Annotated in this window: 18 protein-coding genes and 1 pseudogene; 13 read left to right on the top strand and 6 right to left on the bottom strand. The window is 67.6% G+C overall.

Features of this window, described 5'->3' with window-relative positions; all coding sequences use genetic code 11:
* Positions 1-240: 240 nt before the first annotated feature.
* The 7 genes from ccmA (at position 241) to J2S73_RS18440 (ending at position 4,905) form a co-directional block, all read left to right on the top strand.
* Positions 241-897, top strand: a complete 657-nt coding sequence (gene ccmA, locus J2S73_RS18470) for a heme ABC exporter ATP-binding protein CcmA (RefSeq protein WP_306887131.1) — start codon at positions 241-243, stop codon at positions 895-897.
* Complete coding sequence (gene ccmB, locus J2S73_RS18465; RefSeq protein ID WP_306887130.1) at positions 894-1,565, top strand: heme exporter protein CcmB; 672 nt, start codon at positions 894-896, stop codon at positions 1,563-1,565. The genes ccmA and ccmB overlap by 4 nt, the downstream gene beginning before the upstream one ends.
* 187 nt (positions 1,566-1,752) lie before the next feature.
* Positions 1,753-2,523, top strand: coding sequence for a heme ABC transporter permease (locus J2S73_RS18460; protein WP_306887129.1), 771 nt, complete (start codon positions 1,753-1,755; stop codon positions 2,521-2,523).
* Positions 2,520-2,693 (top strand): heme exporter protein CcmD, encoded by a 174-nt coding sequence (gene ccmD, locus J2S73_RS18455; protein ID WP_306887128.1) that lies wholly within the window; start codon positions 2,520-2,522, stop codon positions 2,691-2,693. Before J2S73_RS18460 ends, ccmD begins: the two co-directional genes overlap by 4 nt.
* Positions 2,690-3,325: a DsbE family thiol:disulfide interchange protein gene (locus tag J2S73_RS18450; RefSeq protein ID WP_306887127.1), complete on the top strand. Its 636-nt coding sequence runs from the start codon at positions 2,690-2,692 to the stop codon at positions 3,323-3,325. Before ccmD ends, J2S73_RS18450 begins: the two co-directional genes overlap by 4 nt.
* 60 nt (positions 3,326-3,385) lie before the next feature.
* The gene (locus J2S73_RS18445; protein ID WP_306887126.1) at positions 3,386-3,946 is read left to right on the top strand and encodes an NUDIX hydrolase; all 561 of its coding nucleotides are present in this window, start codon (positions 3,386-3,388) and stop codon (positions 3,944-3,946) included.
* A 176-nt stretch (positions 3,947-4,122) separates the two neighbouring features.
* Positions 4,123-4,905: a DUF1223 domain-containing protein gene (locus J2S73_RS18440; RefSeq protein WP_306887125.1), complete on the top strand. Its 783-nt coding sequence runs from the start codon at positions 4,123-4,125 to the stop codon at positions 4,903-4,905.
* A 126-nt stretch (positions 4,906-5,031) separates the two neighbouring features.
* Here J2S73_RS18440 and J2S73_RS18435 read toward each other — a convergent pair whose 3' ends face one another.
* Positions 5,032-5,586, bottom strand: a complete 555-nt coding sequence (locus J2S73_RS18435) for a DUF924 family protein (RefSeq protein WP_306887124.1) — start codon at positions 5,584-5,586, stop codon at positions 5,032-5,034.
* Positions 5,587-5,960: 374 nt separating this feature from the next.
* A pseudogene (locus tag J2S73_RS18430) lies at positions 5,961-6,758 on the bottom strand (undecaprenyl-diphosphate phosphatase); the annotation flags it as partial.
* A gap of 354 nt (positions 6,759-7,112) precedes the next feature.
* On the opposite strand from J2S73_RS18430, the gene J2S73_RS18425 reads away from it, so the two are divergent.
* From J2S73_RS18425 to J2S73_RS18405, 5 genes are all read left to right on the top strand, one after another.
* Positions 7,113-7,805, top strand: a complete 693-nt coding sequence (locus tag J2S73_RS18425) for a glutathione S-transferase family protein (RefSeq protein WP_306887123.1) — start codon at positions 7,113-7,115, stop codon at positions 7,803-7,805.
* 132 nt (positions 7,806-7,937) lie between these two features.
* Positions 7,938-9,119 carry a tRNA epoxyqueuosine(34) reductase QueG gene (gene queG, locus J2S73_RS18420; RefSeq protein WP_306887122.1) on the top strand — a complete coding sequence of 394 codons (1,182 nt, stop codon included), beginning with the start codon at positions 7,938-7,940 and terminating at the stop codon, positions 9,117-9,119.
* Complete coding sequence (locus tag J2S73_RS18415; RefSeq protein ID WP_306887121.1) at positions 9,100-10,032, top strand: SDR family oxidoreductase; 933 nt, start codon at positions 9,100-9,102, stop codon at positions 10,030-10,032. Before queG ends, J2S73_RS18415 begins: the two co-directional genes overlap by 20 nt.
* Entirely contained in the window at positions 10,020-10,373 is a 354-nt protein-coding gene (locus tag J2S73_RS18410; RefSeq protein WP_306887120.1) for a hypothetical protein, read from the top strand. Before J2S73_RS18415 ends, J2S73_RS18410 begins: the two co-directional genes overlap by 13 nt.
* Positions 10,374-10,465: 92 nt before the next feature.
* Positions 10,466-11,098, top strand: a complete 633-nt coding sequence (locus J2S73_RS18405) for a GNAT family N-acetyltransferase (RefSeq protein WP_306887119.1) — start codon at positions 10,466-10,468, stop codon at positions 11,096-11,098.
* A 126-nt stretch (positions 11,099-11,224) separates the two neighbouring features.
* Here the strand turns inward: J2S73_RS18405 and J2S73_RS18400 are convergent, their stop codons facing one another.
* From J2S73_RS18400 to bcsA, 4 genes are all read right to left on the bottom strand, one after another.
* Positions 11,225-13,915: a hypothetical protein gene (locus J2S73_RS18400; RefSeq protein WP_306887118.1), complete on the bottom strand. Its 2,691-nt coding sequence runs from the start codon at positions 13,913-13,915 to the stop codon at positions 11,225-11,227.
* A gap of 371 nt (positions 13,916-14,286) precedes the next feature.
* On the bottom strand, positions 14,287-15,417 hold the full coding sequence (locus J2S73_RS18395; RefSeq protein WP_306887117.1) for a family 8 glycosyl hydrolase: 1,131 nt from the start codon (positions 15,415-15,417) through the stop codon (positions 14,287-14,289).
* Positions 15,417-18,419: a cellulose biosynthesis cyclic di-GMP-binding regulatory protein BcsB gene (locus tag J2S73_RS18390; RefSeq protein WP_306887116.1), complete on the bottom strand. Its 3,003-nt coding sequence runs from the start codon at positions 18,417-18,419 to the stop codon at positions 15,417-15,419. Before J2S73_RS18390 ends, J2S73_RS18395 begins: the two co-directional genes overlap by 1 nt.
* The gene (gene bcsA / locus J2S73_RS18385) at positions 18,419-20,734 is read right to left on the bottom strand and encodes a UDP-forming cellulose synthase catalytic subunit (RefSeq protein WP_306887115.1); all 2,316 of its coding nucleotides are present in this window, start codon (positions 20,732-20,734) and stop codon (positions 18,419-18,421) included. Before bcsA ends, J2S73_RS18390 begins: the two co-directional genes overlap by 1 nt.
* 374 nt (positions 20,735-21,108) lie before the next feature.
* Here bcsA and bcsN point away from each other — a divergent pair, with 374 nt between their 5' ends.
* Positions 21,109-22,374, top strand: coding sequence for a cellulose biosynthesis protein BcsN (bcsN, locus tag J2S73_RS18380; protein ID WP_306887114.1), 1,266 nt, complete (start codon positions 21,109-21,111; stop codon positions 22,372-22,374).
* Positions 22,375-22,402: the final 28 nt, after the last annotated feature.

Below are 22,402 nucleotides of genomic sequence, written 5' to 3'. Positions count from 1 at the left end.
CAATCGGTCCGGCCGCGATGGCGCCAAAGGCGCCGGCGAAACGGATCGGCGTGGCGGCCTCCGTCCGGGGGAGAAAGGACGGGGCGCACTCGGGTCGACGAGGGTAAAACGCGCTCGCCGGCCTCCAGTTGCCTGCCCTATACCCAATTTTGTAGACCGGTTCCAGATCAGCGCGCGTTGCCTTTTGCATATCGGTCCTGCCATTTTGCGCGGCAGCGATGCCGCGCCGCCAATGACCGGATGCCGACCATTTCCAAGTCAGCCGAAACCAACTGGACAATCGATGCTCTCGCGGTTCGCGATCTCGCCGTCGATCGCGGCGGCCGGCGGGTCTTCGAGGGGCTGTCGCTGGACGTTCCCGCCGGCGCCGGGGTGGCGGTGACCGGCCCGAACGGCTCCGGCAAGTCGACGCTGCTTCGCGCCCTTGCCGGGCTCCTGAAGCCGACGGAAGGCAGCGTGGCGTTCGCCGGCGCCGATCCGGAAGCGCCGATGGCGAGCCACGTGCACTATGTCGGCCATCTCGATGCGGTGAAGACCCAGGAGAGCGTTCAGCAGAACATGGCGTTCTGGGCAACCTGGCTCGGCACGCCTCTGGACCTCGACGGGATCGAAGCGGCGCTCGAGCCGCTCGATCTGGCTCATCTGGTCGATCTTCCCGCTTCCGTGCTCTCCGCCGGGCAGAAGAGGCGTTTGTCCCTGTCGCGGCTTCTTGCCGCGCCGCGGCCGGTCTGGCTTCTGGACGAACCGACCGGCGCGCTCGACGCCGCGTCCGAACGACGCTTCTGCGCCATGATCGAGCGCCACCTCGATGCCGGCGGACTGGTCGTCGCGGCGACCCACCTGCCGCTGGACGTCGACCGGCTCGCCCCGTTCGCGATTGCCGAGGCCGCGCCATGAGCCGCGCCCTTCTGGCCCTGTTCCGGCGCGATCTCCGGCTGTCCGTGAAGGTCGGCGGCGGGGCGCCGATGGGCGTGCTCTTCTTTCTTGTGGTCGTCACCCTGATGCCGTTTTCCATCGGGCCGGATCTTCCGCTCCTGCAGCGCATCGGACCGGCCGTCCTGTGGATCGCGGCGCTTCTGGCCACGCTGCTCGGACTGGACCGTCTGTTCCAGGCCGACCAGGAAGACGGCAGCCTCGATCTTCTGGTGACCGCCGGCCATCCGCTGGAGCTGGTCGCGCTGGTCAAGGGGCTCGCCCACTGGACCGCGACCAGCCTGCCGCTGGTCGTCGCAGCTCCCTTCATGGGGCTGCTCCTGAACATGCAGGCCGATGCCATCGCCGCCGTCACGCTGACGCTTCTGGCCGGAACGCCGGCGCTGACCCTGATCGGGATGATCGGCGCGGCGCTGACGGTCTCGCTCAGGCGCGGCGGGGTCCTGATCGCGATCCTGGTGCTGCCGCTCAGCGTGCCCACCCTGGTGTTCGGCGTCGGCGCCGTGCTCGGCGCGGTGACCGATCCGGCCCCCTTCCTGTCCCCCTTTCTCGTCCTATGTGCTCTGTCGCTGGTGGCCGGCGTGATCGGTCCGATCGCCGCGGCCGCGGCGCTGCGCGCGGGCGAGGGATGACCGGAGATGGACGGATCGACCGGGATCGGCATGATCGGGACCGGTGCGTCGTCGGGCCGGAGGTGCGGCCAAGACGCCACCAGACTTGACGTGGTATTGCGGAGGTCGCACCTGACCGCGCGGTACAGGTCCGCCGCCGGCCCTCGGCCTCGCGGCCCGGGCCTGCTGCAACAGTGAGACAACGCCTTTGGCCAACGTGTCCGCCCCCTCCCAGTCGACGCTGCAATCGCTCGCCAACCCGACGCGGTTCGTGTCGCTTGCCGACCGGCTCCTGCCCTGGCTTGCGGCGCTGACGGTCGCGCTGATGGCGGCCGGGCTCTACCTGGGCTTCTTCGTCGCGCCCGCGGACTACCAGCAGGGCGAGACGGTGCGCATCATGTTTGTCCACGTGCCGGCCGCCTGGGTCGGCATGTTCGTCTACGTGGTGATGGCCTCGGCAGCGCTCGGAAGTCTCGTCTGGAAGCATCCGCTGGCCGATGTCACCGCACGGGCGGCCGCTCCGGTGGGCGCCGTCTTCACGCTGATCTGTCTCGTCACCGGCTCGCTCTGGGGCCGCCCGATGTGGGGCGCCTGGTGGGTCTGGGACGCGCGGCTGACGTCGATGCTGGTCCTGCTCCTGATGTATCTCGGGCTGATCGCGCTCTGGCACACGATCGAGGATCCGATTAGGGCCGGCCGCGTGGCCGCGATCCTGATCCTGGTCGGGGTCATCAACATTCCGATCATCAAGTTCTCCGTCGACTGGTGGTACACGCTGCACCAGCCGGCGAGCGTCTTCCGCTTCGACGGCCCGACGATTCACATCTCCATGCTGATCCCGCTGCTTCTCATGGGCGCGGCGTTCATGAGCCTAGTCGCGGTGATGATCCTGATGTCCATGAAGAACGAGATCCTGCGCCGGCGCATCCGGGCGATCTCCATCCGCGCGGCCTACGAGGGCCGGAAGGAGCGCGCATGATGGCGGTCGAGCACCTGGGCTATATCGTCGGCGCCTATGCGGTCACGATCGTGCTGGTCGCGGTGCTGTTCGGCTGGATCGTCGTCGACGGGCGCCGGCTGAAGGCGCGTCTTGCCCGGCTGGAAAGCCGCCACGGCGGCCGCCGGAGCCGCGGGGGAGAGACCCAATGACGGCGCGGCACGATCCCGACAGTCCGGCAACCGAGGCATCCGACGCTCCGCAGACGCCCCGCCGCTCGCGGCTGATCTGGGTGCTGCTGATCCCGCTGGCGCTGTTCGTGGTGCTGTCCGGCGTGTTCCTGATGCAGCTCCTGTCCGGCAAGGACCCGTCCGCGATCCCGTCCGCCCTGATCGGCAAGCCCGCGCCGGCCACCGATCTGCCGGCGGTGGCCGGCCTGACGACCGACGGTGCAGATATTCCCGGGCTTGATCCGGCGATGCTTCAGGGCAAGGCGAGCGTGGTCAACGTGTTCGCGTCGTGGTGCGCCCCCTGCCGGGTCGAGCATCCGCTGCTGATGGAACTCAAGCAGCGCGGCGAGGTGCAGATGGTCGGCATCAACTACAAGGACGAGCCGGAAAACGCCCGCCGCTTCCTCGGCACCTTCGGCAATCCTTACGACATCGTCGGCGCCGACGAGACCGGGCGCGCCGCCATCGAATGGGGCGTCTACGGCGTGCCGGAGACCTTCGTCGTCGGGCCGGACGGCACGATCCGCTACAAGTTCGTCGGCCCGCTGACGGAGGAGGCGTTCTCCGGTCCGTTCGGCGCGGCGCTCGACAAGGCCCGCGACGAGGCCTCCTGAGCGGACGAGCGCCCTTCCCGAGGTTGATCTTTTCGGCTTCGTGCCGCCATCCTGACCGTCATGAGCAGCAACGACACCGAACCCGATTTCCAGCTTCGTGTTCCCGAAGGCGACGACCGGGAACGGGCCGTGTGCCGGCAGTGCGGGTTCGTCGCCTACGAGAATCCCAAGATCGTGGCCGGCTCGGTGGTTCGGGTCGGCGAAAAGATCCTCCTGTGCCGGCGCGCCATCGAGCCGCGGCGCGGTTTCTGGACGATCCCCGCCGGCTATCTGGAGCTGAACGAATCGCCCGAGGAAGCGGCCGTGCGCGAGGCCCGGGAAGAGGCCTGTGCCGACATCCGTCTTGGCGGCCTCCTGTCCGTCTACACCATTCACAGGCTGTCCCAGGTCCAGCTGATCTACCGCTCGGTGCTCTCCGGCGGCTTCGCTGCCGGCGACGAGAGCCTCGAGGTGGCGCTGTTTTCCTGGTCGGAGATTCCCTGGAACGACATCGCCTTTCCCTCGGTTGTCTGGGCGCTCACCCACGACCGCGAGGTCGTGGAAGCCGGCGGCATCATGCCTTTCGCCAATCCCGACGGCGCCACCGCCGATCTCAAGTCCTTCGTCGAGCGCAACACGTGAACGTGACGAGCGGGCTTCCAAGGCCGTTCGCGGCGCTTCCTCAGGCGTTTAGGAATTGGGAGGCGGCTGCGTCACCCGTCCGTTACTTTCCGGTGAGCCGCAGCGCCGGTAGTGTCCCCTCGGTGCCCCAAGGGCGCAGAAGAAGAAGCCGGACCCCCAAGCAGGACCCGTTCCCGATGCTCGGATCAAGAGCCTTGCTGTTCGCCGCCGTTGTCCTCGCCTCAGGCGCCGGGCTGCTTGGCGCTCCCGGCAGCGCACGGGCCGAAAAGCCGGTGATCGAGCTCTTCACCAGCCAGGGATGTTCGTCCTGTCCGCCGGCCGACAAGCTGGTGGGCAAGCTTGCGGAGAACGGCAACGTCATCGCGCTGTCCTACCCCGTGACGCTCTGGGACTATCTCGGCTGGAGCGACACGCTCGCGTCGCGGGACAACACCGAGCGCCAGTTCGCCTACGCACAGGCACGTGGCGACGGCGCCGTCTACACCCCGCAGATGGTCGTCAATGGCCGCGAGGACGTGGTCGGCAACGACGAGGCGGCGGTGCTGCGCGAGATCGCGCTTCAGAAGGCGCATGGCGAGGCTCCCTCTATTCCGGTCTCCATGCATCGCAACGGCACGGTGCTGGAAGTGCGGGTGGGGCCCGGCCGCGACACCAAAGGCCGCACCGCCACGATCTGGCTCGGCCATGTGGTGCCACAAGTCGCTGTTGCGATCTCCCGCGGCGAAAACACCGGCCGCGAGATCGTCTATCACAACGTGGTGCGGTCGCTGCGCGCCATCGGCATGTGGAAGGGCGACGAGGTCGCCATCGATCTGCCGATGAGCGAACTGAACCGCGATGGCGACGGGGCGTGCGTCGTGCTGGTCCAGATCGATGCTGCGGGCGGGCCTGGTCCGATCGTCGGCGCGGAGATGGAAGTCTGGGCCCGGCCGAACCCAAGCGCCCAGGCCTCGCGCTAACTCGCCAAAGGATCTCACAGTCCCGCTCACGCAAGCTTACGCCTCTCACTGAGAGCGGGCCGTTGCGCGATCGCACTTTGGCGAAATACGCCCGAGACCGTTCGTTCCGTGCACAAACGCCCGCGCTCAGGCGGAGAAGCCGCCGCTGTCCAGATAGGCGCGTTCGGCCTCCGTCGTGGTGCGGCCGAGGCAGGGATTGCGGTGCGGGAACCGGCCGAACCGGCGGATCGCATCGTAGTGGACCAGCGCATAAAAATAGACGTCCTGGTCGCCGACGGTCCGGTAGAGGTCGAGGGAGCGCTCCTGAACGGCCAGCTCTTCCGAGTGCATGAACGGAAGATAGAAGAAGTTCCGCGCCGGCATCGGGTAGGCGCGGTCGAACCCTTTCGCGATGGCGGCTTCGGCCACGTCAAGGGCCTTGCCGTCGGTGGCGAAAGCTTCGGCCTGGTCCCGGAAGAGATTGCGCGGCAGCTGATCCAGAAGGAGCAGGAGGGCCAAAGCCCCGTGCGGCGTCTCGGCCCAGTGGTCGAGGTCGCCCCGTGCCGCCCTGTCCCGCAGCGACCTGAACCGGGCACAGGCGGAATCGAAGTCCTGACCGCCACTGAACCAGGCGGCGGGACCGGCATCCCACCAGAAGGCGAGAAGATCGAAAGCGTCGGCGGATGGCGCGGTCTGGCTCATGTTCGGATCTATGGCTTGCGTGGCGGGAGCGGCGGATCGGTCTGCGGCTGGTCGGCCGGTGCGGGGGTGGCCTGCGTTCCGGTTTCCGGCGGTCGCGTCAGTTCGACCTGCGGAGGAGTCTGGAACCGCTCGTCGAACCAGCTGGAATCCACCTGCGGCATGCCGTCCGGCCGATCCTCCGCGCGCTGGCCCGCCTCGTCGGGGGTCGGCACGATCGCACCTTCCGACCCGCTCGCAGCATCGTCGGAGGGCTGCGAGAAGGTGGGGCCGGTCCCGGGCGGGGCCGGGATCGAGGGGGTGGCGGTGACGCCGCCCGACCCGTCCGAGGCGTCCGGCTCGGGGGCGGCCGTGGTCGGGGTCGTCGCAGGGGCGGTGAGAAACAGGGCGACCAGCCCGATCGTGCCCACCGCGATCCGCCAGTAGGCGAACGGCGCGAAGCCGTGCCGGCTGACGAAGTCGAGCAGGGAGCGGACCACGATCACGGCCGCGATGAACGCGGTGACGAAGCCGATCGCGATCACCACCGCGTCGTCCATCGAGATCACGTTGCGGTTCTTGTAGAGGTCGTAGACGAAGGCGCCGGCCATCGTCGGCATTGCCAGGAAGAACGAGAACTCGGCCGCCGAGCGCTTGTCGGTGCCCAGCACCAGCGCGCCGCCGATGGTGGCGCCGGACCGCGAGACGCCGGGGACGAGGGCGAGCGTCTGAAAACATCCGATCGCGAGCGCAAGCCAGACCGGATAGGCATAGGCATCCCGGTATCTGGGCCGGCTGGGCATCCGGTCGAGCACGAGCAGGATCACGCCACCGACGATCAGGGTCACGCAGATCAGGGTGGGGGATTCGAACAGGACGGTCTTGATGAAGCCGTGCAGGGCGACGCCGGCGAACGCGGCCGGCAGGAAGGCGACGATGATCCCGATGAAGAAGCGCCGGGCGCGCGGATCGGAAGGAGCGGCCGTCAACAACGCCCACAGCCGGCCGAAATAGACCGAGAGGATCGCCAGGATGGCGCCGAGCTGGATGAGCACCTCGAATGTCTTGCCGCTGCTTTCGAAGCCGAGGAAATGGCCGAGAAGGAGCAGATGGCCCGTCGAGGAGACCGGGATGAATTCCGTGAGACCCTCGACGAATCCGAGGAGCACGGCGCTGATGATGGTGTCTGCCTCCATGAGGGCTCCGGTTTCCTCGGGTGATCGGCTCCGAACGGCGGGTTCGGGGCCAGGTGTCTGCCGCGCGGATCTTCCATATCCGCCTCTTCGGCGGCCGGGAAGACGCTGCCCCAACCTCGCCACGAGCAGCGTGTTGGGTGCGGTGCCATGGTGGAGGCGGATCGATTCGCCGCGACCGCGCCGCCTGTCGATCGTTGCTGCAGATCCCCGCGAAGGCAAAGGGAAACAGGGCGCGAACCGCGCGCGCCGCCCGGCCGCCTGCGGGTCTTTTCCCGTCTGCGCCCGGTCCTGCTAACGGCGCGTTAACGCCTTGGCCCCGATCGGTTGTTGTCCACCCCGCGAGCGCGACGAGATATGTTCACCCTTTATCACCATCCTTTCTGTCCGACCTCCCGTTTCGTCCGCATGGCTCTGGCGGAATACGACACCAAGGTCGAACTCGTCACCGAGCATGTCTGGCAGAACCGGGAGGCGTTCTTGCGCCTGAACCCGGCTGGCGAGGTTCCGGTCGTGATCGAGAACGACGGGCCGCCTTTGTGCGGTGCGAACGTGATCATGGAATATCTCGAGGATACCCGCGGCTATGCCGCCGGAAAGCGGCGCATGATGCCGGACAATCCCGACGCCCGGGCCGAGGTCCGCAGGCTGTGCGAGTGGTTCCTGTCGAAATTCCATGCCGAAGTCTCCGACCCTTATGTCCGCGAGCGGATCTACAAGGTGGAGATGCCGGCCGGGGCCGGTGGTGGAGCGCCGGATTCCGCGTCTCTGAGGACGGCGCGCCAGAACATGCGCCACCATCTGCGCTATCTCGGTCACCTCGTCTCCAAGCGCGACTGGATCGCGGGCGACGCGATTTCGTTCGCGGATCTGGCTGCAGCGACGGCGGTCTCGGTGGTGGACTATCTCGGCGAGGTCCCCTGGAACGAGGATGACGCGGCGCGGTCCTGGTACGCCCGGATGAAGTCGCGGCCGTCCTTCCGACCGATCCTGGCCGAGATCGCCCGCGGTGTGCGGCCGGCCCATCATTACGCCGACCTCGATTTCTAGACCGATCAGAGCGCCCTCCCGGACGATTTGTCGGGCCGCCCTCATTGCGCGGCAGCTCTCAGGGGCCAATATCGACGGGACCAGTCATCCCGACGCGAAACGGCGGAGACGGACCAGGGCCGTCCACTTCCGATGGATACGCTGACACAGCCAGTTGCCGAGACGGACCGGTCCGACACCGATGGTCGGCTTGCGGCCTTCGTGAAGGAGCGCGCCGGCGCCCTCGGCTTCGACGCCGTCGGGATTATGGCCGCGGAGGCGCTTTCGGCGACCGCAGGAGAGCGCCTGGACCGCTTTCTGGCACTCGGCCGCCACGGCGAGATGGGCTGGCTGGAGGAGAAGGCCGGCTGGCGGCGCCATCCGAACGCGCTCTGGCCGGATGCCCGGTCGGTCATCATGGTGGGGCTCAACTACGGGCCCGACAGCGATCCGCTGGCACAGCTTGAGCGCCGCGACCGGGCTACGATTTCCGTCTATGCGCGCAACCGCGACTATCACGACATCATCAAGGGCCGGCTGAAGACGCTCGCGGGCCAGCTCGTGGCGCGGGGCGGCGGCGACGTGAAGGTGTTCGTGGACACGGCCCCGGTGATGGAAAAGCCGCTTGCCGAGGCGGCGGGGATCGGCTGGCAGGGCAAGCATACCAATCTGGTGTCGCGGGAGCTGGGCTCCTGGCTGTTTCTGGGAGCCGTGTTCTCGACGCTGCGATTGGAGCCCGACGCAGCCGAAGACGATCATTGCGGATCCTGCCGCCGGTGTCTGGACGTCTGCCCCACCGACGCGTTTCCGGCGCCCTATCAGCTCGATGCGCGGCGCTGCATTTCCTATCTCACCATCGAACACGCCGGCGCGATCCCGCGCGGGCTGCGCGCGAAGATGGGCAACCGGATCTATGGCTGCGACGACTGCCTGGCCGTGTGTCCGTGGAACAAGTTCGCCGCCGAGGCACGCGAGGCGAAGCTTGCGAGCCGCGACGATCTGCGCGATCCGCCGCTGGCCGAGCTGGTCGCGCTGGACGACGCCGCCTTCCGGCAGCGCTTCTCCGGCTCGCCGATCAAGCGGATCGGCCGCGCCCGGTTCGTTCGCAACGTGCTGGTTGCGATCGGCAATTCCGACGATCCGGGCCTCACCCCTTGCGCCGAGGCGCGTCTTGACGATCATGAGCCTCTGGTGAGGGCGGCGGCGGCATGGGCCGTGTCCCGGCTTGCGTCGCGCGACAAAGTCGCCGCAATCTGTGCATCTTATGCACCCTTAGAAACCCACCCGATCCCGATGGAAGAATGGGAGGCCGTTCGTGCTGAGCTCGACCCCTGAGTCAGACACCGACCTCGAATCCGCCCGCGAAGCACCGGCCCGGCGTCTCGTCTGTCTCGGCCTCGGCTACAGCGCGAACGCGCTGGTCGAACTGCTGGACACGCGCAAGGTCGACATCACCGGCACGACGCGAAGCCCGGAAAAGGCCGACGCGATGCACAAGCGCGGCATCCGCACGATCCTGTTCGACGGAGAACGGGAATCGCCGGCGCTGGCCGACGCCATCCGTCACGCGACGCATCTTCTCGTTTCCGCCGCGCCGACGGAGAACGGCGATCCGTTCCTGTGGCATCACGAGCGCGACATCGTCCATGCCGAGGGCCTGAAATGGATCGGCTACCTGTCGAGTGTGGGCGTCTACGGCAACCATGACGGCGCCGTGGTCGACGAGCGCTCCGTCTGTCAGCCGCAATCGGAGCGCTCCATGTGGCGGCTCGCCGCCGAAACGGCGTGGATGTCGCTTGGGCATCGCACGCATGTGCCGGTGAGTCTGCTGCGGCTTGCCGGGATCTACGGCCCCGGCCGCAACGCGCTCAAGCAGATCGCCGACGGCCGCGCGCGCCGCATCATCAAGCCGGGCCAGGTGTTCAACCGGATCCACGTCGACGACATCGCCCGCACGATCGAACGGTCGATGGATCGTCCCGCCTCGCGGATCTACAACGTCGTCGACAACAAGCCGTCGCCGCCCCAGGACGTGATCGAATTCGCGGCGGAGCTGATGGGGGCGGAGCTGCCACCGGCCATCGATTTCGACGAGGCGGACCTGTCGCCGATGGCGCGCACCTTCTACGGCGAGGTCAAGGTCGTCTCGAACCGGCGCCTCCATGACGAGCTCGGTGTCCGTCTCGAATATCCGACATATCGCGAGGGGCTTCGGGCCCTCTGGGACTCTGGGCGGTGGAAAGGCTGAGCGACGTGGCGATGCGCGTGAGACATCTGGTCCGTCCGGGACCCGACCGAACGGGACGGTCGCTGCGGTGCGTCGGCGCGCTGGCGCTGGCGGCCCTCGTCGCGCTTGGCACGGGCGCGGCGTCTGCGCAAAGCTACGAGCAGGACCGGTTGCAGCAGCAGCAATACCGCTCCCAGCAGGGCCTGCAGCGCTCGACCGACCAGCTCAACAACAGCCTGCAGCGCAATCAGCAGCAACTGGACAACCGCGCGACCACCCGGCAACTGCAGCAGCGCCAGCAGATCGAACAGATGCAGCAGCAGATGCAGAACCCGTCGCGCATCAATCCCAACTATCAGTAGCGGGCCAGGATCGGCGAAGGCGTCGCCCAATTCGGCGGATCGCTCCGAAGGGCGACCGTCGGTTCGGCGACAATGGGGGAGGGGACCGAACGGTGATCGCCGCGCGACCGCATTCGGACTTCGGGATTGAGGTCGGCCTGCGTGCCGAGCATCGCAAACGAGCCGCCAAGGGCTACTGGGAAGCGTTTTCGCGAAAGCTCCGCTATCCGCTCGGTCCGGAAGCAAAGGCGATCGCCTTCCTCGAGCGCGTCCTCGATCCGAGCCACGCGATCAGCGCCGTGTCGGGCGCGGGCACATTCCTGGGCGTCGCCGGCTTCAAGACGCCGTCCGGCGCGTTCGTCGGGGGCGGGTTCGGAGATCTCGTCGCCACATACGGTTTCGCGGGTGCGGTGGTCCGTGGTCTGCTGGCGGGCCTTCTGGAGCGCGAATGCGAGCCCGGAACCCTGCTGATGGACGGCATCTTCGTGGAGCCGGACGCCCGGGGCCGAGGCGTCGGGAAAGCCCTGCTGCAGGCCGTCGAACGCCATGCCGTGGCAAGCCGTCTCGGGCACATCCGCCTGGATGTCATCGATACGAACCCGCGGGCCCGCGCGCTTTACGAGCGGGAGGGATTTCGGGAAAAGTCGGTCGTGTCGCTCGGGCCCCTGAAGGCCGTCTTCGGCTTCTCGCGCGCGACCGAGATGACGAAAGCCGTGAGCGCCGGGCCGAACGGACCGGTGGTCTGAGCGGGAAGTGCTCCGGAGCCTTTTCCGAACCGGTGGAAACACCGGATCGATAAGAAATGGCTCCAGGGTCAATAGGTTGAGCCATTCCTTTTCGTTCCGATTGATTCAATCCGAACGGGAAATGCTCTAGAAGCGGCGCTGCTGCGGTTCCCGGGCGAACCGGAGGACTTCGACGGCGGCCCGGGTGTCGGGCGTCGACGCAGCCTGATCCAGCGCCTTGAAGATCCGCTCGGCGGCCGACCACTGGCCCAGATTGTAGTGGGCATAGCCGCGCAGCAGCATGAGGTCGCGCTGTTCGGGGGCGACCCGCGACCGCTCGTCGAGCGCCATGATCGCCTGGGCGTACTTGCCATCCCGGTAGGCGGCGAGCGCGCGCTGGGTGAGGATGTCGCGGGACATCTCGGCGCGGCGCGTGCGCGGCTGGGGCGATTTGGTCGCCGCCACGGCGGCCTGGTTGGTGAGCTGCTTCTCCGTCTTCGCCAGCGTCTCGCCATAGGCGGCATCGGCGATGCGGTTGCGGTCGTAGGAGGTGGTGTAGGCGGCTTCGAAGGCCATCGCCGCCTCCATCGGGCGCTTCAGCCCAAGCAGGCACCAGCCGCGGGTGAGCGCATCGCCCCCGGTCAGGTCGCCCCGTCTGATGGAGGCATCGGTCAGGCCCACGCAGCCCCGATAATCTCCGCTCTGATAGGCGTCGCGCACGCCGGGCGAGGCGGCCGGGGCGCGGTCCACCAGCCGGCTGCTGGAAGGGGCGGAGGCCGACGAGATGCTGGTGTCGATGGCGATCACGTCCGGACCGCCGGTGGCCAGAACCGTCGCCGTCGAGGTGTCGGTGCCCCAGTTGGGAGCGCCGCCGGTATAGATGATGCCCTGGTCCGTCGGCTGTCCGCCGCGCACCTGATAGCCGGAATAGCTGTATTCCCGGGTGCCTGACGTGGCGACCGGAGCGGTCGTGGTGTCGGCAGCGGCGACCGCGAACGAGCCGGACGTCTGCCGCGCGGGCGCGGCGGCCATCTCGTTTGCAGCCTCTACCGGGGCGCTGCGCGGAGCGTTCGCCGCATAGGCTGTCGGCGCGGGGCTCATCGTCCGGACGGTCGCGGTACGCTCCGGGGTTGTGGTCGCGGTGCGCTGCGGGGTCGCGGTGCGGCTGGTGCGGGCAGGCGTGATCGGCATCGGCTGGGAGGTGCCGGCGGCCGTCTGCGGCCGGGCGCGATCGGTGGCGCTCATGCGCTGGCGGATGGGGCCGCAGTCGATCTGCTGGACGCCGCTCTGCTGCAGCGAGGCATCCGGGCTCTCCGCCTGGCTCGGCGCTTCGGGATCCGCGTTCTCGCCGGTCATCAGGCTGCGCACGGCCGGGTAGACCGGCGCCCATTCGGTGACCACTTCCTCGAAGCCCTCGGTGTCGCCCAGGCGCAGCCGCGCGAGCGCCAGACCGAACAGGGCGGCTTCCGACGGCTTCCAGTTCGCCGAGGTGATGAACCAGTCCTCGGCGGTCTGGAACTGGCAGGTGTTGTAGGCGTACCAGCCGAGGGCCTGCGCCCCATTGGCGCTCCTCTGGTCCACGACCACGGGGGCGAACTGGCTCACGGCCTGCTGGTCGACCTGGTAGATGTCCGTCCCGGTCAGGAACGTGGCGGCCGCCTCCAGATAGATCTTCATGATCTCCGAGGAGGTGTTGCGCCAGATATAGGCAGCTTCCCGGGCGCGGGCCTCGTCGTTCAGGGCGCGCAGGCTCAGGATGAACCCCTGCGCGGCATTGACGCCGTGCCCGTTCTCCAGAGCGAAGCGGAACCACTCCAGCCCGTCCTGCGGATTGTCGTGCCGGTAGAGATACCAGCCGAGCAGCGCCGCATCGTTGCTGTCGCGGCCGGTGGCGGCCTCGTTGGCCAGAAACTGCAGCTTGTCGGTGGAGACGGTCCGGGAGGGATCTTCCGCGGCCTGGCCGACTTCCCGACGGATCACGTCCAGCCGCACGGAGGCGAATTCGTTCTCTCCGTCGGGACCGGTGCGTCCGAACTGGAACAGTCGGTTGAGCTGGTCGTCGGGCAGGAACTCCGACGCCTTCTGGACCGTGGCGACACGTTCGGAGGTGTTGTCGCAATTCTGCAGGACGTAGGCGTACGCGTCGTAGGAGCGCTCCGGCCGGTCGGTCTTGGCAAAGGCTTCCGCCACCCGCCACAGGATGTCGACGTTCGAGCACACCAGCAGGTTCGGATGCTCGGCCGCGACGTTGATGACGGCCTGCCATTGTTCGAGCTTGGAGGCGTTGAGGATCCGCTCGCGCGCTTCCGCCTCGCCGAGCGCGTTGAGGAGCGCCTCGGGCGGCTGCCAGTTGGGCTCCTGCGCCTGACGCTGGGCGATCATCTCGCGGGCCTGGCTGTAGCGTCCCTCGCCATAAAGGTTCCAGATCTGCTGGACCTGCTGGTCTTCGCCCACCGGATCGAGAAGATTGGTCGGCGGTTCCCAGTCGGGATAGAGCGCCCGCAGGCGGCGCAGTTCCGCTTCGAGACGATCGACGTCCCCCTGGCGCGCGAAATAGCGAAGCGCGCTCTCGTCGGCCGCGGATGGTCCAGGGGCGCCGCGCTGTCCGCCGCTGGAATAGGCCGGCGTGGCGGTCTGGCCGTCCTGGGCGCTGGCCGGCAGCAGGAAGCGCTCGGTCCCGCCCGGCCAGGGCCCGATGTCGAGCACATAGCCGAGGGCGAGCGCGCAGGCCGCGCCGATCAGCAAATGATGCTTGCGCGTCAGGCCGCTCCCGCCGTCGACGGAGCCGAAGCCATCGCGTTTAAGACCGGATTGCAGGCCATGCAGGACGCGCTCCATCGGAGACTGGGGTCCGCGCCGAAGAGTGTTCGGCCGCCAACGCGTACTGTCCGGCTCCCTTCCGACACCCATTCCGCACCACCACACACCGGGAGTGGCCTGGATCCCGTTACCGGAGACCCGCTCCCGCGTCCTTCAAAAACTCACGCATTCGCGCGGCCGGATGGAAACACACTTCCGCCCGACTACATCGCCCTGTTCCACACCATGGGGCCATAGCGTTAACAGAACGTAAGACCTCAGATTTCCTGTCGTCTTTTACATTAGCTCGCCGGCATTTAGGCGGCAAACCCGCAAGCGGGTACCGGGACGATTCGCCACCACTCGGTTCCAAAAGCCGACCCTGCGCCCGACCTGTCGCGCCGCCGCGGTCAGGTGGACAGGCAGCGGGGATAATTCTCCGCCAGAACCGACAGTGCGAGCAGGTGGAGCGAAGAGCCGTAGTAGCTGGTCGGCTGAAAACTCTGCAGATCGGAGGGGACCGGGGTGTTGCGGAGCACGCAGGCGACCAGCGCTGCCTGAATCCGGTAGCCCGGCTCGTCCAGCTCCTGCTGGATGTCGTTGGTTTCCACATTCACCACGGCGGGGCGGCCTTCGCCGCTCTGGTTCCAGGCCTGGTCGAAGGGTTCGAGCAGCGACGTGTCGACGATCCCGCCCTGGATCAGATAGAGCGGGATCCGGATCGAATTGTAGCCGAACACCGGATCGAAGCCCTGGGCCGGGCGGGGCTGCTGGTTCGGCCGGACCGAGATCCAGTCGGTCGGCAGGTTGTACTGCCCGAACCTGGCCTCGCGGGTCAGGATGAGGCCGGTCGCCCGGACCTGGGCCCAGTCCACGGTGTTGTCGAGGGACTCCAGCGACTGAAAGGCATCGTAGATCCAGTAGGACAGATTGACGACCGGACCGTCCGGCCGCTCTGACGCACTGAAGCCCTGGGAGCCCGGCATGATCAGGAGAAGATTGTCCTGCTGGGTGATCAGCGTCTTGCCGATCGCCGCGGCCATGCGGATGGCATGCTGACGGTAGGTGTCGTTGTTCCAGCGGTTGGCCGCCCTCAGGAGGGCCTGGACGATCAGGATATCGCCGTCGGTCGCGGTGTTGATGTCGGCGATGTGGGGATCGGCGTCGGGAACCCATTTCCAGGCGGCGAGGCCGTCGTCGCGGATCAGAAGCTGGGTCAGCGTGAAGGTCCAGATCTGGGCGAAGGTGGCGGGATCGTCGGCGGCGACCGACAGAAGCAGCCCGTATCCCTGGCCTTCGGAATGGCTGATGTCGCCGTTTCCGGTATCGACGATACGCCCGTCCGGTTTCAGGAACGCCTCGCGGTAGGCCCGCCAGTCCGCCGCGGAAATCGAAGGGGCCGTCGCACTGATGCCGACGCCGCCCGTCTGGGCATGGGCAGGCGCCGCCCACGGGGAGGGCAAAAGGAGGCCGACGGACAAACTCGCGACGATCGGGGCCAGGACTGCAAGAACGCGGCGCAGTATGGTCCGCTTCATCATCACGGCTTTCTCCCCATGGGTCTGATGACGCTGTGCGTGGCGAAACCGAGCGCGACGGCGGCGGCGATCAGGACGATCGCGTAGATGCCGTTGTTCAGCGAGAACCAGTTCGCCGCGATCAGTCGCATATTCTCGAAACTCAACGGCTGCGTGACGATGAAGACCGGGCTCTCCGCCGGGAACGTGTCCACGCTGTCGTCATCGAGTTCGAAGGCCGTGAGCCGTCCGCCGAGCCTGTTCCACTGGCGCTCGGCCGAGAGCGCCGCCATACCGGCCGACAGGAGCGCGGGGTTCGGTGCCGTCACCAGGGTCCACGCCTGGTCCTCCGACTGGGGCGCGGTCGCCTGGGCGACGACCAGCGTGGCCTGATCGGAAATCACGTTGGAGCCGTCATCGGTCTCGCGAGCCGTCAGAAATCCGAACGAGACGTCGAACTGGCGGTGGAACCAGGACTGGAAGTCCTCGATCAGGCTCGACAGGCTGATGCCCTCGTCGACCTCGCCGCGCCAGCGCTCGTAGAGGTCGCGCGTCTGGATCCGCTCGTCGGTGGCGAGATCGCCGGTGTCGCTGAATTCCTCGACGTCGACGTTCCGGTTGCGAAGCGCATCGCGCTGGCGGGTCTGGGCGCGCAGGCGCTGAAGGACCTGGTCGTACTGGCTGAGGCCCTGGGGTTCGCCGCGGCTGGCCGTGGCGCGCGGCGAGAGCCAGCTGCCGGGAATGGACCGGTCGACGCGGGTGCGCTGCAGGACGAGGGGCGGCACCTCGCCGAAGGAACCGACCACGATTGCCGGCCGGCCGACCAGGTTGGCGACGCTGTCCACGGCGACCGTGTTGAAGCTGCTGCCGCGCGCGGTGGCCAGTCGGGCGAGCAGGGTGGCGGTCGCGCCCAGCGTGTCGCGGGAATCGCCGGAAACCCGGACTGCCACCGGACGGTCGTCGATGCTGTAGGGGAATCCGTCCGCGCTGAAGGACGCCAGATCCGGGACCCGGCCGATCCGCGCGAAGGCCGGGAACACGAACTCCGTGGTGTTGAACAGGACAAAGCGCTGTTCGGTGGAAACGGTCCCGCCGGGAAGGCAGAGCTCGTCGGATTCCGTGCGCAGATTGACCTGGATGCGGATGTCGTTGACGCCGGGGCGGAAGTTCTTGAGCAGGATCCGCACCGGGAACTTGGTGAAGACGCGGCCGTCGGCGGCGGTGAACGACAGGGCGGTCGCCAGCACGTCGTTCACGTAAACGTTGAGCCGGCTGCCAGGGAGGACGGCGGGCGTGTAGGCGGCATCGAGCTCGATCGTCGCCTGACCGTAGGCGGCGGCGAAGAAGTCCGGCGGAAGCTTGATCTGGAAATGGGTCTGGAAGCGGCGCCCGGAGAATTCTTCGGTGAAGACGCCGGCTTCGCGCAGGGTGACGCGCTGGGCGCCGTCGATCTCGATTGCGCCCGGGGCATTCCAGGGCGGCGTGGCGGCGATCGGCGAGATCCGTGAAATCGGGTCGATCTCCGCCCCCAGCCGTTTCAGGGATACGTCGAGCCCGCGCGTATCCGGCGCGGTGACGAAGACGGTGGGGCCGATGTCGGGGCGGTCCTGCAGCGTCACCACGGAGGTCGAACGGGCGTCCGACGGCACGCCGCGTACGAGATTGCCGATTTCGTCGTAGGTCCCGATGACGAGATTGACCACGCCCGGCTGCGGCGGCGCCGGCATGCCGGGGGTCAGGATCTCCACGAGGGGATGCTCGAAGCGCCCGCGCACGGCCATCGTCTGAACGGCGCGGATGATCAGGTCCTGGGACTGGACGGACATCGAGGGCCCCTGCAGCACCCGGATCCGGGTCGCGCCCGTGGTGTCGACGCCCACGGCGGGAAGTTCCGCCAGGCTCTGCAGGGGCACATCGCCACCGCTGAAGGACAGGCCGGTCAGGCGCGGCTCGATCCGCGTCCACAGCTCGTAGGTGGCGCCGATCGAGCAGTCGATCCGGTGGCGCTGGTCGACCTCGATGCGGATCGCGTTGGCCCCCGGCCGCACCATGTCGGGCTCAAGGGGAACCGCGACGACCTTGGTGTCGTCCGGGGAATCGATCGTGGTGGTCAGGATTTCCTGGGTGTTGAGGAAGACCCGGAGCTCGGAGGCCTCCGGAAGCACCAGCACCGAATTGGTGAACGCAATGCTCAATGTCGACCGGCGCGCCGCCTGGGCGGCGCTCAGATAGATCGTCCAGCTCTGGAAGTCGTCCTCGCCTTCCAGACGGAGCTGGGGGTAGGGCACGATCGGCCGGTCGACCGCGGGCAGCTCGCCCTGCAGCGCATTGAGCGAGACGTGCATGGTCCGGCGGCCGGTGTTGTCCTCGAAGAACCGGTTGAGGGCGTTCAGTTCGTCGCCCGTCTCGATCTGGACCGGCTGCTGCTGTTGCTGCTGCCCGCCCTGCTGGTTCTGGGGCAGCCAGGGCTGGGCGTTCTGGGGGTCGAGCAGCGTGTCGATCGAGGGAAGGGTCGGATTCCGGGTCTGCCCGCCCGCCGACGGCAGCGGCTGTGAACCGGCGAAGGGCTGGACGGTGCCGGAGGGCTGGGACTGTCCCGACGCACCGCCCATCGAGAACGGCTGCGATGCCTGGCTGGCGTCCGGCTGCGGCTGGTCGATCGACTGGGGCGATGCCGTCTGCGACGACTGGGGGCCTGCGCCGAAAAACTGATCGGCGGTCTGACTCACGGACGAGCCGAAGGCCGGCTGGCCCTGTCCGCCGGATGCACCCGTGCCGCCCCTGGATCCGCTTCCGGCAGACGGGGAGGAGAACTGCGCGCCGGACGACTGGCCCGATCCGCCGGTGTTCGATCCGGACGTGCCCGGCCCCTGCTGGCGCATGGCACCGGGCGCCTCGCTGGGAGAGATCTGGAACGGCGCGGCATTCTGGGCGTGGGCGGCAAGGCCGCCGCCGGCGGCGATCGCAGCGACCGCCAGCATGCGCACGAGGGTCCGGGAGGAGCGGGGCAGGAACGGCACGGCCATTACTCCGCCGGCACGGCGCGACCGTCACGCGGGCCCGGAGAATCCGGCGGCGTGCCGTTGGCGTCGGCATAAGGGTCGGTCGGCCGGTCCGGCGCCGGGAGGCGCTCCTGCGGACCGTGGTTGGTGGTGCTGGCGTTGTCGGTGCCGAACGGCTGCGACTGGGGCGCCTCTTCCTTGCGCGGGAACAGGTAGGAGAGGCCGCGCACGGTCTGGTAGAAGGCCATGACGAAGAACTCGATGATGCCGCGCAGCACGCCGATGTCCTTGCGGCGGCTCTGCTGGAAGCGCACCCATTCGTCGGAATCGGCGAAGACCAGATCGGCGACCAGCCGGAAATGGAGCGGTTCCTCGGTGACGAACCGGCAGCCGAGCGCCTGTCCGCCCTCGTCGCGCATGATCGACATCACCTTGAGCGGCAGCGTGTTGGAGGCGAGCTGGGAGCGCGTCTCGAAGCGCATGTTCACCTCCTGGCCGCGCTTGAGGTTCCGAAGCGCGTTCGAGGGGACGAGGATGCGCGTGCCGGTGACCGACACGTCGTCGATCTTGGCCGGCACCACCTCGTCGCCGACGAGGATCTCAGCCTTGCGCTCGATGGTGACGCGCTGGCTCTGACGCAGGTTGCGCCGTTCCGACACGACGCCTAGCGCGGCCCCCATGATGATGAGATTGAAGACGTTCCAGCCGCCGACGACGATGGCGATGTCGGAGATGTAGGGCTGGGTCCACACCCGCCAGATCGTCACCAGCAGAGCGAACACCAGGATGAAGAAGATGATGTAGAAGGGCCAGCCGAGCTCGGAGATCCGGCTCTTCGTGGTCGCCTCGCCCTTGGCCGTCACCTTGAAGGTCGGCTTGGTCGGATTGAGCAGGACGCCGCCGAGCGCGCGGATCAGATAGACGGACTGGATGGTCTCGTAGAGCTCGGAGATGAATGGCCATCGCACGTTGCTGTAGAGGTAGTTCTGCAGCAGGATGTTGATGAGCATGTACGTCATCGTGTAGGCGGCGAATTCCGCCCCCGATGCGTTGAAGATCTGCAGCGAGAAGAAGAGGTAGGCGAGCGGGGCGAACAGGAAGGTGAGCCGGGCGAACGGGAAGATCCAGAACATCGACGCCGCCAGGTAGCACAGCCGCTGCTGGATCTTGAGGCCGCTCTTCAGGAACGGGCGCTTCAGCAGGATGATCTGCAGCATCCCCTGGGCCCAGCGCGACCGCTGACCGATGAAGCTGGCGAAGGTTTCCGGCTGGAGGCCCGCGATCATCGGCCGGTCCACATAGGCGCTGTGCCAGCCGCGCGAGTGAAGCTCGAGCGCGCTTTCGGCGTCCTCGGTGATCGAAACGCCGGAGAATCCGCCGGCCTCCTCGAGTGCCGCCCGACGCAGAACCGCCGCCGAACCGCAGAAGAACGACCCGTCCCACTTGTCGAAGCCGCGCTGGATCATGCCGTAGAACATCTCGTTCTCCGACGGCATGCGGTCCCAGGTTTCCAGATTGCGCTCGAGCGGGTCCGGATTGATGAAGAAGTGCGGGGTCTGGACCAGGAACAGCTTCTTGTCCTGTCGGAACAGGCCGACGGTCTGCTTGAGGAAGTCGCGGGCCGGGGCGTGGTCGGCGTCGAACACGACGATCAGTTCGCCGTGGGAATGGGCGAGCCCGTTGTTCAGATTGCCGGCCTTGGCGTGGAGGTTCTTCGCGCGGGTCAGATAGCGCGCACCGAGGTCCCGGGCGAGCTGCTGCAGTTCGCGCCGGCGCGCCTGGGCTTCCGCCGCCTTTTCCGGATCGTCGTCCTCGCACTTCTGGTCGGTGCCGCCGTCGTCCAAAAGGTAGACGATGAACTTTTCCTTCGGATAGTCCATCTGCAGCGCAGCCGCCAACGTGGTGGCCAGCAGTTCCGGCTCCTCGTTGTAGGTCGGCACGAACACGTCGATGGTCGGCTGATCCTCGTCGGGCAGCACCGGCGCCTTGGGCCGGTCGAGCGGGTCGGCCACGGCGAACAGGCTGAGGCACAGCATGAACACGCTGTACATCTCGGCGACATAGAGGATGATGCCGGGAATAAAGTCTTCGAGCTGGGCGACCGGCGGAATGGTGCTGGTTGTGCGCCAGTAGACGTAGCGCAGGACGATCGCCGTCCCGAGCGCGAGCACGATCAGGCGCAGCGCCCCCTCGCGCTTGAAGTTCTTGAAGATCGCGATCAGCGCGGCGACCAGCATTGCGGTGATGAAATGCGTGTTGATGTCGACCGGCTGGGTCACGAGGAAGATGACCACAAGCGCGGCGACAGCCCACGCGACCACTATCAGAATTCTTCGCATTCGCCGCTCGTCGGTGCCTCTGCTCCGCGTGATCACTGCCGTTCGGGCGCCGGCGGTCTGTTCGGTCTGACTTTCAGCCTAGGCCCAACCCGTTAACGGGCTCTCACCCGATCACCCGGAAGTTCGCGCGAACCGCCGCGTCAGCTTGATCGGGAACGTTCTAGCGCAAAATAGCGATATTTCGCACCCCACACGACGGTGAACGGATTTTTGCCCGGAAACCTTGGGTGGCGCTCGGCATCGGTCCGGTTCGCCGCAGCCGGCGAACATGGTTAACGAATTCTCAAGCCTTCGCACACTAGCAATGACGATGCCCCCAAAGCGGGGAGTCTGTTTCGATTCGGGTCGAGTGTGTGCGGGACCGAAAGCACGAGATGAAACGCTCCATGTTCAAGTTCGCGGCGCGTCTGACGTTCCTGCTCTGCCTGGTGCTCGTCGTCGCGGCGTGTTCCTCCAAACCGCGCGGCCCGCGTCTCGCCAATCTCGCGAGCGAGGTCCCGGTCGAACAGGCGTTCATGAGCCCGCCGCCCGGCGGACCGGAACCGATCGCGGTGATCGAGCAGCGCTTCTCCAACGGCGTGCTGCAGGAAATTCTCCTCGACAATCCGACGTCCACGGCCGGCGAGAACGTGCTCGTCGTCCGCGCCTTCGGTCCCATGGGCGAGGATCGCGGCATCGAACGCATGCCGCTGGACGATCCGACCACGGCCGACATCCGCCGCGAGATGCGCGACCGTTTCCCCGGCATCCGGATGTCGATCTCCGATTCCTACGTGCAGAACCGTTACGGCCCGTTCGGTTTTGCGACCGGCCGGATGTCCCAGAGCGTCAACTGCATCTACGCGTGGCAGGAAATCCGCGCCAAGAAGAGTGTGCTGTTCCCCGGCTACCGGGGCGCGGTGACCTGGCGCCTGCGCATGTGCGGCCATGCCACGCCGCGCGAGCTGCTCTATCTGGCATACGGGCTCAACATCAACGTCTACTTCCTGGCCGACAACTGGAACATCTTCGGCGGCGATCTGCCCGAGCCGAACCCGGACATCGGCAAGCTCGGCAAGCCGCTCGGCCCGGACAAGGTCGTGGAAGACCTGTCGATGGCGCCGCCGGCCGGCTACGGCGAGTACCGGACCACGACGCGCAAGCGCTCGACCCGGACCACGACGACCACGACCACCCGGCGGCAGGCGGCCGATCTGGCCAACGAGCCGGCCCAGGGAGCGGCCGTGGTGCCGACCCCGAGCACGGCGGAACGCCAGCGGCCGCCAGTCTCCAGGGCGAACCCGGTTCCGGCCGCCGATCCGGCCCAGGCCCAGCCCCAGGTCCAGCAGGCCCCGTCGATCAGCGCGCCGACCTCGTCGTCGCAGCAGATCCCGCGGCCCCAGGCGCCGTCGCCGAGCTCCGGCAACGGCAGCAGCGGGACCAGCCCGAGCACGCCGCCGCGGCCGGCCTCGCGGGCGCCCTCGATCCCTGCCCCGACCACGTCCGGCGCAATCCCCACGCCTCAAAGCGGACCCTCGGGCGGCTCGACCAGCGGGGCCAGTGGTGGCAGCGGAGGGTCGTCGACCTCGGACGGGGTGCGGCAGGTGGGGCCGTCGACCACGCTTCTGCCGGCGCCCCAGGCCCCTCCCGTGATCCGCTGACCGGTTCCGTCCGGGAGCGCCCAAGGCA

Origin of the sequence: Amorphus orientalis (assembly GCF_030814015.1) — a bacterium.
GTDB classification, from domain to species: Bacteria; Pseudomonadota; Alphaproteobacteria; order Rhizobiales; family Amorphaceae; genus Amorphus; species Amorphus orientalis.
This window is presented reverse-complemented; position numbering and strand designations above follow the sequence as displayed.